Annotated in this window: 15 protein-coding genes; 5 read left to right on the forward strand and 10 right to left on the reverse strand. The window is 72.2% G+C overall.

Going from position 1 to position 15576, the window contains the following annotated elements:
- From arc to HF519_RS25425, 3 genes are all read right to left on the reverse strand, one after another.
- Positions 1–1838 (reverse strand): proteasome ATPase (gene arc / locus HF519_RS25415; RefSeq protein WP_438826439.1); only part of this gene is annotated, 1838 nt, incomplete at its 3' end.
- Between the two features lie 161 nt (positions 1839–1999).
- Positions 2000–2941 (reverse strand): tRNA (adenine-N1)-methyltransferase, encoded by a 942-nt coding sequence (locus tag HF519_RS25420; RefSeq protein ID WP_169415526.1) that lies wholly within the window; start codon positions 2939–2941, stop codon positions 2000–2002.
- A 71-nt stretch (positions 2942–3012) separates the two neighbouring features.
- The gene (locus HF519_RS25425) at positions 3013–3510 is read right to left on the reverse strand and encodes a hypothetical protein (protein WP_169415527.1); all 498 of its coding nucleotides are present in this window, start codon (positions 3508–3510) and stop codon (positions 3013–3015) included.
- Positions 3511–3609: 99 nt separating this feature from the next.
- Here HF519_RS25425 and HF519_RS25430 point away from each other — a divergent pair, with 99 nt between their 5' ends.
- Positions 3610–4542 (forward strand): RecB family exonuclease, encoded by a 933-nt coding sequence (locus tag HF519_RS25430; RefSeq protein WP_169415528.1) that lies wholly within the window; start codon positions 3610–3612, stop codon positions 4540–4542.
- A 21-nt stretch (positions 4543–4563) separates the two neighbouring features.
- On the forward strand, positions 4564–5370 hold the full coding sequence (locus HF519_RS25435; protein WP_169415529.1) for a thioesterase family protein: 807 nt from the start codon (positions 4564–4566) through the stop codon (positions 5368–5370).
- A gap of 82 nt (positions 5371–5452) precedes the next feature.
- On the opposite strand, the gene hisG is transcribed toward HF519_RS25435, so the two are convergent.
- The 4 genes from hisG to metH all read right to left on the reverse strand — a co-directional run bounded on the left by hisG (position 5453) and on the right by metH (position 11089).
- Positions 5453–6337, reverse strand: coding sequence for an ATP phosphoribosyltransferase (gene hisG / locus HF519_RS25440; protein WP_169415530.1), 885 nt, complete (start codon positions 6335–6337; stop codon positions 5453–5455).
- Between the two features lie 45 nt (positions 6338–6382).
- Positions 6383–6646 (reverse strand): phosphoribosyl-ATP diphosphatase, encoded by a 264-nt coding sequence (locus HF519_RS25445; protein ID WP_169415531.1) that lies wholly within the window; start codon positions 6644–6646, stop codon positions 6383–6385.
- A gap of 179 nt (positions 6647–6825) precedes the next feature.
- Positions 6826–7536: an HAD family hydrolase gene (locus tag HF519_RS25450; RefSeq protein WP_169415532.1), complete on the reverse strand. Its 711-nt coding sequence runs from the start codon at positions 7534–7536 to the stop codon at positions 6826–6828.
- Complete coding sequence (metH, locus tag HF519_RS25455) at positions 7526–11089, reverse strand: methionine synthase (protein ID WP_312860338.1); 3564 nt, start codon at positions 11087–11089, stop codon at positions 7526–7528. The genes HF519_RS25450 and metH overlap by 11 nt, the downstream gene beginning before the upstream one ends.
- 88 nt (positions 11090–11177) lie before the next feature.
- Between metH and HF519_RS25460 the strand changes: the two genes are divergently transcribed.
- The gene (locus HF519_RS25460) at positions 11178–12071 is read left to right on the forward strand and encodes a PAC2 family protein (protein ID WP_169415534.1); all 894 of its coding nucleotides are present in this window, start codon (positions 11178–11180) and stop codon (positions 12069–12071) included.
- A 14-nt stretch (positions 12072–12085) separates the two neighbouring features.
- Positions 12086–13246 carry an MFS transporter gene (locus HF519_RS25465; protein ID WP_312860336.1) on the forward strand — a complete coding sequence of 387 codons (1161 nt, stop codon included), beginning with the start codon at positions 12086–12088 and terminating at the stop codon, positions 13244–13246.
- 24 nt (positions 13247–13270) lie between these two features.
- On the opposite strand, the gene HF519_RS25470 is transcribed toward HF519_RS25465, so the two are convergent.
- A complete protein-coding gene (locus tag HF519_RS25470; RefSeq protein WP_169415535.1) occupies positions 13271–13633 on the reverse strand; it encodes a DUF2237 family protein in 363 nt (120 codons plus the stop codon).
- A 35-nt stretch (positions 13634–13668) separates the two neighbouring features.
- Here HF519_RS25470 and HF519_RS25475 point away from each other — a divergent pair, with 35 nt between their 5' ends.
- Positions 13669–13806 (forward strand): hypothetical protein, encoded by a 138-nt coding sequence (locus tag HF519_RS25475; RefSeq protein ID WP_169415536.1) that lies wholly within the window; start codon positions 13669–13671, stop codon positions 13804–13806.
- A 79-nt stretch (positions 13807–13885) separates the two neighbouring features.
- Here HF519_RS25475 and mshC read toward each other — a convergent pair whose 3' ends face one another.
- Positions 13886–15124 (reverse strand): cysteine--1-D-myo-inosityl 2-amino-2-deoxy-alpha-D-glucopyranoside ligase, encoded by a 1239-nt coding sequence (mshC, locus tag HF519_RS25480; RefSeq protein WP_169415537.1) that lies wholly within the window; start codon positions 15122–15124, stop codon positions 13886–13888.
- A gap of 83 nt (positions 15125–15207) precedes the next feature.
- Positions 15208–15387, reverse strand: a complete 180-nt coding sequence (locus HF519_RS25485; protein WP_169415538.1) for a hypothetical protein — start codon at positions 15385–15387, stop codon at positions 15208–15210.
- Between the last annotated feature and the right edge of the window lie 189 nt (positions 15388–15576).

A 15576-nucleotide genomic window follows, 5' to 3' on the forward strand; every position in this document is an offset into this window, starting at 1 on the left:
GAACGGCAGCACCACCAGGTCGTGGCGTTCGCGCAGGTGGGCCTGCTCGTGGGCGAGCACCGCCCGGACTCGGCGTTCTTGCCGGTGACCAGGGTGCGGATGTAGACGATCCGCTCCCCCTTCTTGCCCGAGATCCGCGCCCAGTCGTCGGGGTTGGTCGTGTTGGGCAGGTCCTCGTTCTCGGCGAACTCGTCGACGATCGCGTCGAGCAGGTGCTGCACCCGCAGGCCGGGCTGGCCGGTCTCGAGCACCGACTTGATCGCCGCCTTCTTCGACCGGTCGACGATGTTCTGGATCATGGCGCCGGAGTTGAAGTCCTTGAAGTACAGGGTCTCCTTGTCACCGTTGGCGTAGGTGACCTCCAGGAACCGGTTCTCCTCGGTCTCGTCGTACATCCGCTCGACGACCCGCTGGATCATCGCGTCGATGCACGCCTTGCGGTTGCCGCCGAACTCGGCGACGTCGTCGACGTGGATCGGCAGCGTCTCCGTCAGGTACTTGGAGAAGATGTCCTGCGCCGCCTCGGCGTCCGGCCGCTCGATCTTGATCTTCACGTCCAGGCGGCCGGGCCGCAGGATCGCGGGGTCGATCATGTCCTCGCGGTTGGAGGCGCCGATGACGATGACGTTCTCCAGGCCCTCGACACCGTCGATCTCGCTGAGCAGCTGGGGCACGATCGTCGTCTCGACGTCGGAGGAGACACCCGACCCACGGGTGCGGAAGATCGAGTCCATCTCGTCGAAGAACACGATGACCGGCGTGCCCTCGCTGGCCTTCTCCCGGGCCCGCTGGAAGATCAGCCGGATGTGCCGCTCGGTCTCGCCGACGAACTTGTTGAGCAGCTCCGGACCCTTGATGTTGAGGAAGAACGACTTGGCCTCGTTCGGGTCGTCGCCCCGGACCGCGGCGACCTTCTTGGCCAGCGAGTTCGCCACCGCCTTGGCGATCAGCGTCTTGCCGCAGCCGGGCGGGCCGTAGAGCAGCACACCCTTGGGCGGGCGCAGCTCGTACTCGCGGAACAGCTCGGCGTGCAGGAACGGGAGCTCGACCGCGTCGCGGATCTGCTCGATCTGCCGGAACAGGCCGCCGATGTCCTCGTAGGCGACGTCGGGCACCTCCTCCAGCACGAGGTCCTCGACCTCGGCCTTCGGGACGCGCTCGTAGGCGTAGCCGGCCTTGGTGTCCACCAGCAGCGAGTCGCCCGGCTTGAGCGGCACCGCGTCGGGGTTGTCGGGGCCGGGGATCAGCGGCGAGGCGAGCCAGACGACCCGCTCCTCGTCGGCGTGACCGACCACCAGGGCGCGGCCGGCCAGCCCGTCGGAGGTGGGCTCGGAGAGGACCTCGCGCAGGCCGCAGACCTCGCCGATGCGCTCGTAGTCGCCGGCCTCGACGACGGTGAGCGCCTCGTTGAGGCGCACCGTCTGGCCGCTGCGCAGGTCCTCGGTCTGCACGGCCGGGGAGACCGCGACGCGCATGCGACGGCCGGACGTGAACACGTCCACCGTCTCGTCGGGGTAGCGCGCCAGGAACACGCCGTAACCACTCGGCGGCTGAGCGAGCCGGTCGACCTCCTCGCGCAGGGCGATGAGCTGGCTCCGCGCTTCCTTCAGCGTCTCGGTCAGCTTCTCGTTGCGCGCGCTCAGCTGGGAGAGCCTGGACGCGGACTCGGCGAGCCGCTGCTCCAGGATCCGGGCATGCCGCGGGGACTCGGTGAGCTTGCGCCGCAGCAGCGCGACCTCTTCCTCCAGGAAGCGGATCTGCGCGATGGCCTCTGCAGGGCTGAGGTCCCCGTGATCACCCGAGCCGTGCCTGCCGGGACCGTCGTCGTAGGGGTTCACGGCATCCTCCCTCCGTGTTCCGTTTCCATACGGTACCTGGCCAACGCTGGCCGCGGCCGTGCGGCGAAACGGTGATCCATCACTCAGCCGGACGGCACCTTGACGTCGTACCCTGGTGTCGTTTCCGTAACCACGCCGTTCCGTGCTTCGGCCGGTTGCCCTCAGCGACTGGTCGGCCTGCGCTGCGGCCGGGGCGGAACGACCCCGTCGGCGAGGCGGCGGGCGGTCACCAGGAACGCGGTGTGACCGATCATGCGGTGCTCGGGCCGGACCGCGAGCCCCACCACGTGCCACGGCCTGACCAGCGACTCCCATGCCTGCGGCTCGGTCCAGCACTGCTGTTCGCGCAGCGCCTCCATCAACCGGGACAGCTGCGTCGTCGTGGCCACGTACCCGACGAGCACGCCGCCCGGGATCAGCGCCTTCGACACCGTCTCCAGCATGTCCCACGGTGCCAGCATGTCCAGCACGACGCGGTCGACCTCGCCGACGTGGGTGGCGAGGTCGCCGATGCGCAAGCTCCAGTTGGGTGGCACCTCGCCGAAGAACCGCCGCACGTTGCGTTCGGCGTGCTCGGCGTGGTCCTCCCGGATCTCGTAGGACACGACGCTGCCCTCGGGGCCGACCGCCTGCAGCAGCGAGCAGGTCAGCGCACCCGATCCCGCGCCCGCCTCGAGGACCCGCGCGCCCGGGAACACGTCGCCCCACATGAGGATCTGCGCGGCGTCCTTGGGGTAGATGACCTGCGCGCCGCGCGGCATCGAGAGCACGTAGTCGGCCAGCAGTGGACGCAGCGCGAGGTAGGGCGTACCGACCGGGGAGACGATCACGCTGCCCTCGGGCTTGCCGATCAGTTCGTCGTGCGCCAGCCCGCCACGGTGGGTGTGGTACTGACCGCCCTCCTCCAGGGTCAGGCTGTACTTGCGGCCCTTCGGGTCGGTCAACTGCACCCGGTCACCCGGGCGGAAGGGGCCGCCGCGAGCGGCGCCGGTGGGCGCGGCGGGCGTGTCGGCGGGTGTGTCGGGGGCGTCGACGGCACTGACGGTCTCGGCTGCATCGACGGCCGCGGAGTCGGCGCGGTCGTCCTCGAGGGGGACGGGCACGGAGCGCAACGCTAGCCGGTGGGGTCACCGGTGCCCGCAACCGCCGTCGTCATGACCGCGCTACCGGGTCCTCACCTCGGGTTGACGTCCACCAGCCGCCACTGGCCCTCGATCATCCGCACGATGTTGCGGGCGGTCCGGCGCTCGCCGTGGGTCTCGGCGTCCCAGCTGATGGTCGCCGTGTCGCCGGTGATCGCGACGTCCTGCACACGGGCGCTCCTCGCGATGCCGTCGGAGGTCTCGGCCGCGCCGGGCACGGCGTAGATCCGGGTGAGGGCGTCCTCGCAGCTGGTCGACTGCAGTCCACCCGCGGCGGCGTTGTGGAGCAGCTGCTGGTTGGTCTCGGGGGCGTTGAGCGCACACGCCGTGGCGAAGTCGCGCGCCAGCAGGGCCTGGTAGTAGGCGTGGAACACGGTCTCGACACCGGCCTCCTCGGCGCTGACCGCCGGCTCCCCCGGCACCGCCGACGACGTGGCCGGCGTGTCCGCCGCCCCGGGGGCCGTGGCCGAGCAGGCGGTCAGCACGGTGGCGACGGCGGCGCCGGCGATCAGGAGGGGGATGCGTCTCACCCGACGCAAGGTACGCACGTGATCCATCCGTCGCAGTCCGGCATCCTCCGCCGATGTACCCGATCGGGACTGTCGGTCCGATCGCTTAGCGTGTGCGCCGTGACCGAGACCGCCGGGACCACCGAGCTGGACGCGCGCCCCCGGCGCCGCCCGGCGCTGTCGCCGTCCCGGGCCGGGGACTTCAAACAGTGCCCGTTGCTGTACCGGTTCCGGGCGATCGACCGGTTGCCGGAGAAGCCGAGCCGCGCCCAGATCCGCGGCACCGTCGTGCACGCGGTGCTCGAGCGGCTCTACGAGCTGCCTGCGCCGCAGCGGGTGCCCGCCGCGGCCAGGGCCCTCGTCGAGCCGGTGTGGCGCGAGCTGCTGGACCAGGGCCCCGAGCTGCTCGCGGAGCTGTTCTCCGGGCCCGGCGACCCCGAGCTGGCCGAATGGCTGGCGTCGGCCGGCGGGCTGCTCGACGCCTACTTCCGGCTGGAGGACCCGCGACGGCTCGAGCCGCAGGCCCGGGAGCTGCTCGTGGAGGCCGAGCTGGAGTCGGGATTGCTGCTGCGCGGCTACATCGACCGGATCGACGTCGCGCCGACCGGGCAGATCCGGGTGGTCGACTACAAGACCGGCGCCGCGCCACGGCAGGTGGCCGAGGCCCGGGCGCTGTTCCAGATGAAGTTCTACGCCCTGGTGCTGCTGCACCTGCGCGGCGTCGTGCCCACCGAGCTGCGGCTGATGTACCTGGCCGACACCGAGGCCCTCACCTACCACCCCGACGAGGCGGAGCTGCGTCGGTTCGAGCGCACCCTCGACGCGATCTGGCAGGCGATCCTCACCGCCGGCCGCAGCGGGGACTTCCGGCCGAACCCGAGCCGGCTGTGCGACTGGTGCAGCCACCGTCCGCTCTGCCCGGCGTGGGACGGCACGGCGCCGGAGTACCCCGGCTGGCCCGAGCCGGACGCCGGTGCCGAGGGCGCCGGGGCGTCGGGGCTCCCGCTCCTCGGGGCCGGTGCCACCGAGATCCTGGCCGATCGATCCGATTGACCGGACAGGCATGATCGGGCGGTGAGCGAGCTCGAGCCCTTCTATCTGCCCCTCGGCGACCCCGACAGCGGCCGGTTCCACGCGACGTTCTCCACCACCGGTCCGTGGTTCGCCGATGCCCAGCACGTCGGTCCGCCGTCCGCGTTGCTGGTCCGCGCGCTGGAGCTGTGCCCGCCGAGCCGGCCGGACGCGTCCGAGCTGCAGCTGTCCCGGATCACCGTCGAGGTCCTCGGGCGGGTGCCGGCCGGCGACGTCGAGGTGCGCGCCCAGGTCGAGCGGGCCGGGCGCAGTATCGAGATGCTGGGTGCGGAGATGACCGCGGGCGGGCGGGCGGTACTGCGGGCCCGGGCCTGGCGGCTCGCCGCCGGCGACACCGGGGCCGCCGCGGCCGGCGAGGCGGCGCCGCTGCCCCCTCCCACGGAGGGCACGCTGCGCACCGAGCGTCCGGAGGGCTGGCTGCCGGGGTTCATGGACGCGCTGGAGTGGCGGTGGCTGCACGGCTGGCTGGCCGAGCCCGGGCCCGGCTCGGTCTGGGCGCGCCAGCGAGTCCCGCTGGTGGCCGGTGAGCCGACCAGCCCGCTGCAGCGGCTCGCCGTGGTGGCCGACTCGGCGAACGGCGCCGCCGCCCGGCTCGACATCCGGGAGTGGTTGTTCGTGAACACCGAGTTGACGCTGCACCTGCACCGGGCACCCGTGGGCGAGTGGATCGGCCTCGACGCCGCCACCGCGATCGGCCCGACCGGCCTGGGCACGGTGTCGGCGCGGCTGTTCGACGAGCACGGGCACACCGGCCAGGCCACGCAGAGTCTGATCGTGCGCCCGCGCTAGCAGCGGAACCGGCAGGCGGCGACGTCGTCGTGCCGGCGTGGTGGACGACGGGGCCGCACGATGCGGGAAGGCCGGGCTCGGCTCAGGCGAAGCGGCCGTCGACCGCCCGGCAGGAGCGGATCTCCGAGGTCAGGATGGCCCGGGCGCCGAGGACGGCCAGCTGGTCCATGACGCTGTTCGCGCACTGCTTGCGGACCATGGAGCGGACCGCCACCCAGTCGTTGTCCGCCAGCGGCGCGATCGTCGGGGCCTGCAGGCCCGGAGTGATCTTCTTCGCCTCCTCCAGGACGGACTTCGGGCAGTCGTAGTCGAGCATGAGGTACTGCCGGGCGTAGACGACACCGCGCAGGCGCTCGATGAAGATCAACTTGGCGTGCTTGATCTCGTCGGAGTCGACCCGGTCCGGGCGCGGTTCGCGCTCGATCAGGGTGGCCTGCGACTCGGCGATCGGGTCGCCGATGACCTTGAGTCCGTGCTGGCGCAGCGTGCGCCCCGAGGACACCACGTCGGCGATGGCGTCGGCCAGCCCGAGCTGCACCGAGATCTCCACCGCCCCGTCCAGCTTGATGATCTTCGCACCGATCCGCTTGCCGCTCAGGTGCGAGCGCACCAGCCGCGGGTAGGACGTGGCGATCGTCTTGCCGTCGAGGTCCTCGAGCTTCCAGTCCTGCGACTCCGGCGCGGCGAACCGGAACTTCGACGCCCCGAAGCCCAGCTTGAGCACGTCGTGGACCTGGCTGCCCGACTCCTCCATCAGGTCGTGGCCGGTCACCCCGAGATGCAGGTCGCCGGAACCGACGTAGGTCGCGATGTCCTTGGGCCGCAGGTAGAAGAACTCGATCCCGTTCTCCTCGTCGACCATGCTGAGATCGCGGGAGTCCGAGCGCTGGCGGTATCCCGCCTCACGCATCATCGTTGCGGCGGGCTCGGCGAGGGTGCCCTTGTTCGGGAGGGCGACGCGGAGCATGAGTTCTCCTCGGTGGTGCCGTGCGGGTGGGTGATCAGCGAGCGATCACAGGAACTTGTAGACGTCTTCGAGGGTCAGTCCGCGACCGATCATGAGGACCTGTATCCGGTAGAGGAGCTGGGAGATCTCCTCGGCCAGGGCGTCGTCGGCCTCGTGCTCGGCAGCGATCCAGACCTCGCCGGCCTCCTCGAGCAGCTTCTTGCCCTGCGCATGGACCCCGGCGTCGAGGGCCGCCACCGTCCCCGACCCGGCCGGCCGGTTGGCCGCCTTGTCGGTGAGCTCGGCGAACAGCCCGTCGAAGGTCTTCACGTCGAGTATCTCCTCTCCACCTCAGTGTCATACGTCGCGGACACGCCCACGATCCGGCATACCCGTCGTGCTGCTGGCGGGTCGCATCGTGCGCCCGGTGGCGAAGAATACGCAGGCCGGCGAGCCGTTCGTTCGGAGCAGCACACCGATGAGCGGACCTCGTGCCAGGTCCAACGGTCTCACGACGGGCGGCCGCCGCGGACACGGGTATAGGCACGGGCCACGTCGGCGGGGCGCAGCCCCACCAGTGACTCGCGGTGCACGCGGCTCGGCGCGGCCGGCACCGCCACCTCGCACGGCACCACCAGTACCACGGCGCCGGCCCGCTCGGCGGCCGTCGTCCCGGTCGCGGAGTCCTCGACCGCGAGGCACTCCGCGGCCGGCACCCCGAGCAGCTCCGCGGCGCGCAGGTACGGATCGGGGTGGGGTTTGCCGCGCGGCACCTCGTCCCCGCACACGGTGACGGCGAAGTGCTCGCGGCCGATGCTCTCCAACGCCATCTCGGTGAGCAGGCGGCCGGTGTTGGTGACCAGGGCCATCGGCCAGCCCGCGTCCCGGACGGTCAGCAGCGCCTCCTCCGCGCCGGGCCGCCACGGCAGGCCCTCGGCGAACAGCTCCGCGGTCCGGGCGATCAGCCAGTCGCGTGCCGCGGCGGTCCGCTGCGGGGTCGGCGCCACACCGACGTCGCGGAACAGGATCTCCAGGCACAGCGCCATGTTCCCGCCGATGGTCTCGGTCCGGGCCGCGGCGCTGAGCTCGCCGCCCAGCCACCGGGCGGTCTCGGACAGCGAGCGATCCCAGACCTTCTCCGAGTCGATCAGCGTCCCGTCCATGTCCCAGAGCACCGCCGCGGGCCCCGTTCCACCCTCACGAACGGTCTCAGCCGGCATTGAAGTACTTCGCCTCCGGGTGGTGGGCGACCAGGGCGTCGGTGGACTGCTCGGGATGCAGCTGCAGCTCCTCGGACAGCTCGACGCCGATACGGCCCGGCTCCAGCAGCTCGACGATCTTCACGCGGTCGTCGAGGTTCGGGCAGGCGCCGTATCCCAGGGAGTACCGGGCGCCGCGGTAGCCGAGCTTGAAGAACTCCTCGACGTCGTCGGGGTCCTCGGCCGCGAGCGACCCGCCGGTCGGCCAGGTCAGCTCCTCGCGGATCCGCCGGTGCCAGTACTCGGCCAGCGCCTCGGTGAGCTGGACGCCGAGCCCGTGGACCTCAAGGTAGTCACGGTAGGCGTCCTTGGCGAACAGCTCGTTGGCGTAGTCGGCGATGGGCTGGCCCATGGTCACCAGGTGCAGCGGCAGGACGTCCACCTCGCCGCGCTCGGCGGCCAGGCCGCGGGGGCGCCAGAAGTCGGCCAGGCACAGGTGCCGGTCGCGGCGCTGGCGGGGGAAACCGAACCGGTACCGCTCCGCCGCGTCGGCGCGCGGCTCGTCGAGCACGACCAGCGAATCGCCCTCGGACACCGCCGGGAAGTAGCCGTAGACGACGGCCGCGTGGGCGAGCACGCCCTCGGTGGACAGCCGCTCCAGCCAGTACCGCAGTCGCGGCCGGCCCTCGGTCTCCACCAGCTCCTCGTAGGACGGTCCGGCGCCGCCGCGGGCGCCGCGCAGCCCCCACTGCCCGAGGAACAGCGCGCGCTCGTCGACCATGCCGGAGTAGTCGGCCAGCGCGATGCCCTTGACGACGCGGGTGCCCCAGAACGGCGGCGTGGGCAGCGGGTTGTCGACCGCCACGTCGGAGCGCTCCGGGATCGGGCCCGCCGCCTCGGCCTCGGCCGCCTTGCGCTTGGCCGCGACGCGCTGGGAGCGCTCGTGGCGGGCCTTGCGCTCGGCCTTCTTCGCCTCCTCCTCGGGGTCGACCGCCGGGACGTCACCGCGGGCGCGGGCCATCGTGGCGTCCATCAGCCGCAGGCCCTCGAACGCGTCCCGGGCGTAGGAGACGCGGCCCTCGTAGACCTCGGACAGGTCGTTCTCGACGTAGGAGCGGGTCAGCGCGGCGCCGCCGAGCAGCACCGGGAGCCTCGCCGCGACCCCCCGGGAGTTCATCTCCTGGAGGTTCTCCTTCATGATCACCGTCGACTTCACCAGCAGCCCGGACATCCCGACGGCGTCGGCGCGGTACTCCTCGGCGGCCGAGAGGATCGTGCTGATGGGCTGCTTGATGCCCAGGTTGACCACGGTGTAGCCGTTGTTGCTCAGGATGATGTCGACGAGGTTCTTGCCGATGTCGTGGACGTCGCCCTTGACCGTGGCCAGCACGATCGTGCCCTTGCCGTCGGAGTCGGTCTTCTCCATGTGCGGCTCGAGGTGGGCCACGGCGGTCTTCATCACCTCGGCACTGGCCAGCACGAACGGCAGCTGCATCTGGCCCGAGCCGAACAGCTCGCCGACGGTCTTCATCCCGGCCAGCAACGTGTCGTTGATGATCTCCAGGGCGGGCCGCTGCTCGAGGGCGGCGTCGAGGTCGTCCTCGAGGCCGTTGCGCTCGCCGTCGACGATGCGGCGCTCCAGACGCTCGAACAGCGGCAGCGCGGCCAGCTCCTCGGCCCGCCCGGCCTTCGCCGAGGACGCCGTGACGCCCTCGAACAGCTCCATGAACCGGTTCAGCGGGTCGTAGCCCTCACGGCGGCGGTCATAGACCAGGTCCAGCGCCACCGACCGCTGCTCGTGGGCGATCTTCGCCATCGGCAGGATCTTGGCCGCGCTGACGATCGCGGTGTCCAGCCCGGCGTTCACGCATTCGTGCAGGAACACCGAGTTCAGCACCTGCCGGGCCGCCGGGTTCAGGCCGAACGAGACGTTGGAGACCCCGAGCGTGGTCTGCACGTCGGGGTAGCGGCGCTTGAGCTCGCGGATCGCCTCGATGGTCTCCAGGGCATCGCGGCGGACCTCTTCCTGCCCGGTCGTGATCGGGAAGGTCAGCGTGTCCACCACGATGTCGCCGACCCGGAGGCCGTGGTTGGTGGTCAGGTCCCGGATGAGCCGGTCGGCCACCCGCACCTTCCACTCCGCGGTGCGGGCCTGGCCCTCCTCGTCGATGCACAGCGCGACGACCGCGCAGCCGTGCTCGCGGACCAGTTCCATCGTGCGCTGGAAGCGGGAGCCGGGACCGTCGCCGTCCTCGTAGTTCACCGAGTTGACGATCGAACGCCCGCCGAGGCGCTCCAGCCCGGCGCGCAGCACCTCGGGCTCGGTGGAGTCGAGCATCACCGGCAGCGTCGAGGCGGTGGCGAGCCGGCCGGCCAGCTCGGCCATGTCGGCGGCGCCGTCGCGGCCCACGTAGTCGACGCACAGGTCGATCAGGTGCGCACCGTCGCGGGTCTGCTCGCGCGCGATCGCGACGCAGTCCTCCCAGCGCTCGGCGAGCATGGCCTCGCGGAAGGCCTTCGAGCCGTTGGCGTTGGTCCGCTCCCCCACCATCAGCACCGAGGTGTCCTGGCGGAACGGCACCGGCGCATAGAGCGAGCTGACGCCCGGCTCCGGGCGTGGCTGCCGGGCCGCGGGAGTGACCGAGGGGACGGCGTCGGCGACGGCCCGGATGTGTTCCGGGGTCGTCCCGCAGCAACCACCGACCAGGCGCAGCCCGTAGTCCCGCACGAACGTGGCCAGCGCCTCGGCGAGCTCGTCGGGAGTGAGCGGGTACTCGGCACCGTTCGGTCCGAGCCGCGGCAGACCGGCGTTGGGCATCACCGACAGCGGGACGCGCGCCTGCTTGGACAGGGTGCGCAGGTGCTCGCTCATCTCGGCGGGACCGGTGGCGCAGTTGAGCCCGATCAGGTCGATGCCCAGCGGCTCCAGCGCGGTCAGCGCCGCGCCGATCTCGCTGCCCAGCAGCATCGTGCCGGTGGTCTCGACCGTCACCTGGGTGATCACCGGGATCCGGCGGCCCTCCAGCGCCATCGCCCGCCGGACGCCGAGCACGGCCGCCTTGACCTGCAGCAGGTCCTGGCAGGTCTCGATGACGAACGCGTCCGCACCGCCGGCGAGCAGCCCGCGGCCGCATTCGGAGTAGGCGTCACGCAACCGGGCGAACGTCTCGTGGCCCAGCGTCGGCAGCTTGGTGCCGGGCCCGATGGAGCCCAGCACGTAGCGCGGGCGGTCGGCGGTCGCGAGGTCGTCGGCCACCTCGCGGGCGAGCAGGGCGCCCTTCTCGGCGAGCTCACGGATCCGCTCCGGGATGTCGTACTCGGCGAGGTTGGGCAGGTTGACCCCGAACGTGTTCGTCTCCACGGCGTCCGCGCCGGCCTCGAAATAGGCGCGGTGGATGTGCCGGACGACGTCGGGGCGGGTGTCGTTGAGGATCTCGTTGCAGCCCTCGAGGCCGGCGAAGTCGTCGAGCGACAGGTCGACTGCCTGCAGCATCGTGCCCATCGCGCCGTCGGCGACCACGACACGCCCGGCGAGCGTGTCGAGCAAGGTCGTGTCGAAGAGCTCGGATGTCACTGCAGAGAAGTCGGACGGCACGCGCACCAGGTTAACCGCCGAGGGACCAGGCACCTCGCGATGCGCCCCTCGGCCGTAGGCTGGTGCGATGACCGATCGCGAGCCGCGACCCGGGGCGGAATCCGATCTGCCTGCTCTCGTCGACCCGGTGATGATCGCCGCTTTCGAGGGGTGGAACGACGCCGGCGAAGCGGCGACCACCGCGCTCGAGCATCTCGAGCTGAGCTGGGACGCGACGCCGCTGGCCTCGATGGACCCCGAGGAGTACTACGACTTCCAGGTCAACCGCCCGCACGTGCGGTTGTCCGACGGGGTGACCCGCCGGATCGAATGGCAGACGACGCGGCTCTCGGTCGCCCGGTTGCCGGGCACCGGCCGGCACGTCGTGCTCGTCAACGGCATCGAGCCGAACCTTCGGTGGCGCGCGTTCTGCGCGGAGCTGCTCTCCTACGCCGAGCGGCTGGGCGTGACCAAGGTCATCACGTTGGGGGCGCTCCTCACCGACACCCCGCACACCCGGCCGACGCCGGTCAGCGGGATCTCCTACGACACGTCGTCGGCGGGCGAGATGCGTGTCGAGCCGTCGAGCTACCAGGGCCCGACCGGCATCGTCGGGGTGTTCCAGGACGCGGCCGTGCAGGCCGGGATCCCGGCGATGTCGTTCTGGGCGGCCGTGCCGCACTACGTCTCGCAGGCGCGGGTGCCCAAGGCGGCGGTCGCGCTGCTGCACCGCATCGAGGAGGCCCTCGACGTCGAGGTGCCGCTGGGCGGGCTTCCCGAGCAGGCCGAGGAGTGGGAGCGCACGGTCAGCGAGATGGCCGAGGCCGACGACGAGGTGCGCGAGTACGTGCGCCAGCTCGAGCAGCAGGCCGAAGAGGACGCCGCGGACGCGTCCGACATGCCCGAGGCCAGCGGGGACGCGATCGCCGCGGACTTCGAGCGGTACCTGCGCCGCCGTGGTTCGGGAGGCTCGGGCTCCTGAGGCAGGCTCTGAACGTGCGCCGCGCCGCGGCCGCGCGGGCGGGGCTTTATGCGGGGGCCTTCCTCGGCCCGTTCGGCGGTGGGATCACCGTCGCGATGCTCCCCGAGCTCGGGGCCAGCTTCGGGATCTCGGCGGCGACCGCCTCGGTGTCGGTGACGGCGTACCTGGTGCCCTTCGCCGCGGTGATGCTGGTGTCGGGCACCCTCGGCGAGCGGTGGGGCCGGCACCGCACGGTGGTGGTCGCCTACCTGGTCTACGCCGCCGCATCGGTGCTCGCGGCGCTGTCCACCGCGCTGCCGGTGTTCCTGGCGGCGCGGGCGGTGCAGGGCCTGGCGAACGGGTTCACCAGCCCCCTGCTGCTGGCCGCGCTGGCCAGCGCCACGGCCCCGGACGTGCTGGGCAGAGCGGTGGGCTGGTTCGGGTCGCTGCAGGCCGCCGGGCAGACCTCGGCCCCGCTGCTGGGCGGGGTGGCCGCCGAAGTGGACTGGCGCTACGCCTTCTGGGGCGTCGCGCTCGTGGCGCTCGGTCTGGCCGCGGTCGGCATCCCGCCCGAGGAACGCCCGTCGGGACCGGACGTCCCGAGACCATCGCTGCGCAGTGCCTGGCGGGGCGACGTGCTGCGCGCCGGGATCGTGGCCGCGCTGGGCTGGGGCTGTCTGTCCGGGTTGAACTTCCTGGTCGCCCTGCGGGTGGAGGACGCCTTCGGCCTGGGCTCCGGCGAACGCGGGCTGCTGCTCACCGGCCTGGGGGTCGCGGGATTGTTCACCGCCCGGTTGATCGGTGGCGCCGCCGATCGGATCGGGCCGCGACGGTGCGTCCTCATCGGGGGCGTGCTGGGCGGCCTGCTGCTGATCGGGATCGGGCTGGCCCCGGTGGTGTGGGTGGTCGCGGCGCTGTGGGCGCTGGCCGGGGTGGCCACCCAGTTCGTCCTGGTCGGGGTGAACACGCTCGTGCTGCGGGGGTCGACGACGAATCCGGCCGGATCGATGTCGGTGGTGCAGGCGGTCCGGTTCGGCGGGGGTGCCCTCTCCCCGCTGCTGGTGACGCCGATCTACCACGCGGACCCGTTGACGGCGTTCCTGCTGCCGGCGGCCCTGCTGCTGGTCGCCGTCCCGGTGGCGCTGCCCCCCGGGCCGACGGCGGCCGGACGCCCGGCCGGAGATGCCGACGCGTGATCGTGGCCTCCCGGCCGGCGGTGATCAGTCCACGGCGGCGTGCTTGCGCAGGTCGGCGAGGTCGACCCACTCCAGGGTGCGCGCGTGCGTCGCGGTGAGCACCACCGGCGGCGCGACGCCTGCCTGGTACGCCTCCGCCCACCGGTCGGCGCACAGGCACCACCGGTCACCCGGCTTCAGGCCGGCGAAGCCGTACTCCGGACGCGGCGTGGACAGGTCGTTGCCCCGTTCCGCGCTGAACTCCAGGAACTCGGCGGTGACCTGGGCGCACACCGTGTGCACGCCCGCGTCCTCGGCTCCGGTGTCGCAGCACCCGGTGCGGTAGAACCCGGTCAGTGGGTCGGTTCCGCAGGTCTCGAGCTCCCCGCCGAGGACGTTGTGCGCCATGTGACCATGCAACCAGAAACGGGTAGATGGACGGTATGACGGAACCGATCGACACCGACTCCCGACCGCCCGCCGATATCGAGGTCCCCGACATCGAGATCCCCGGCGAGCCGGAGCTCCCCGAGGAGGAGGACGTCACCGAGGACGCCGGCTCCGTGGAACCGCCGGACTGACCCGCGGCCCTCCGCTACGCGCAGCCTCGTCGCCGTCCGGATCCGGACGGCGACGAGGCCGCTGTACGAGGGGGACGGCTCAGAGGGCGACGCCGAGCAGCGCGTCGATCGCGTCGCGGGCCAGCGCCGGCGCGTCGGCATCGCGGCCGCGCCGGGTGAGTGCCTCGGCGGCCCAGGCGTCCACCGCGGCCAGCGCCCGCGGGGTGTCCAGGTCGTCGGCGAGGTGGGTGCGCAGCGCGGCGACGAGGCCGGTGGCGTCCGGACCGGCGGCGAGGGTGACGGCCTCCCGCCAGCGGGCCAGCCGGGCCTCCGCCTCGGCGAGGAGCTCCGGCGTCCACGCCCGGTCGGTGCGGTAGTGCCCGGCCAGCAGCGCGACCCGGATCGCGTTCGGGTCGACGCCCTCGGCGCGCAGCTTCGAGACGAACACCAGGTTGCCCCGCGACTTCGACATCTTCTCGCCGTCCAGGCCGATCATGCCGGTGTGCGCGTAGTGCCGGGCGAACGGGTGCACCCCGGTGAACGCCTCGGCGTGCGCCGCCCCGAACTCGTGGTGCGGGAAGATCAGGTCCGAGCCGCCGCCGTTGAGGTCGATCTGGGTGCCCAGCCGGTTCAGCGCGATCGCGGCGCACTCGACGTGCCAGCCCGGCCGCCCGGCGCCCAGGTCCGATTCCCACGATGGCTCGCCCTCGCGGGCCATCCGCCACAGCAGCGCGTCCGCCGGGTGCCGCTTGCCGGGCCGGTCCGGGTCGCCGCCGCGCTCCCGGGACAGCTGGATCATCGTCGGCTCGTCGTAGTTGGACTCGTAGCCGAAGTGCCCGGTCACCGCGCTGTCGAAGTAGACGTCGGGGAACTGCGGGTCGTCGATCCGGTACGCCGCGCCCGAGGCGAGCAGCTTGCCGACCAGCTCGGCGATCTCCCCCATCGCCTCGACCGCGCCGATGTAGTGCCGCGGCGGAAGGACGCGCAGCGACTCCATGTCCTCGCGGAACAGCGCCGTCTCGCGCATCCCGAGGACGACCCAGTCGTCCTGGTCGCGGGCGGCGCGCTCGAGCAGCGGGTCGTCGATGTCGGTGACGTTCTGCACGTAGTGCACGTCGTGTCCGAGGTCCCGCCACATCCGGTTGACCAGGTCGAAGGCGAGGTAGGTGGCTGCGTGGCCGAGATGTGTGGCGTCGTAGGGGGTGATCCCGCAGACGTACATCAGTGCCTCGGGCCCGGGCGCGGTCGGCCGGATGCGGCCGGTGGCGGTGTCGTGCAGGCGCAGCGGCGGACCGCTGCCCTCGAGCCGGGGGACGTCGACCGGAGCCCAGGATTGCATACTGGACAACTTACGCGGTGCGGGCAGCGGTTCGGTCAGGCATCACGGCCCGCGCACCGCCGACGGCGTCGATCATCATCGGGTCACCACCACTCCACGGGCAGCCGCGCCTCGATGTCACGGGTGTGCCGACGCGTGCAGCCGGGGCACAGCCACCGGTCCCGGCCACGCTCGTCACGCTCACCGGCCCACGCCAGCGCCGCCGGATCCGAGGGGTCGCGGACGTCGCCGCACAGCGAGCAGGACACCGGCGCCGACTCCACCACCCCAGTGTGTAACGAGGCCACCGCACCCCGAAACCAACGAACGGGTCACCCCTGCCTCCCCTCGGCCCCACCCACCGAGCGCACCACGCCCGCGTCGGGCGGGCCGCGCAACGGCCCGGGCGCGGGGCGAGCAGAACGCGCGCGTGGTCGCGCCGCGGTTGCCGGCGGCGGGGCGCGGGTCAGCGG

This window comes from Pseudonocardia bannensis, assembly GCF_012911875.1.
In the GTDB taxonomy this organism is placed as follows: Bacteria; Actinomycetota; Actinomycetes; order Mycobacteriales; family Pseudonocardiaceae; genus Pseudonocardia; species Pseudonocardia bannensis.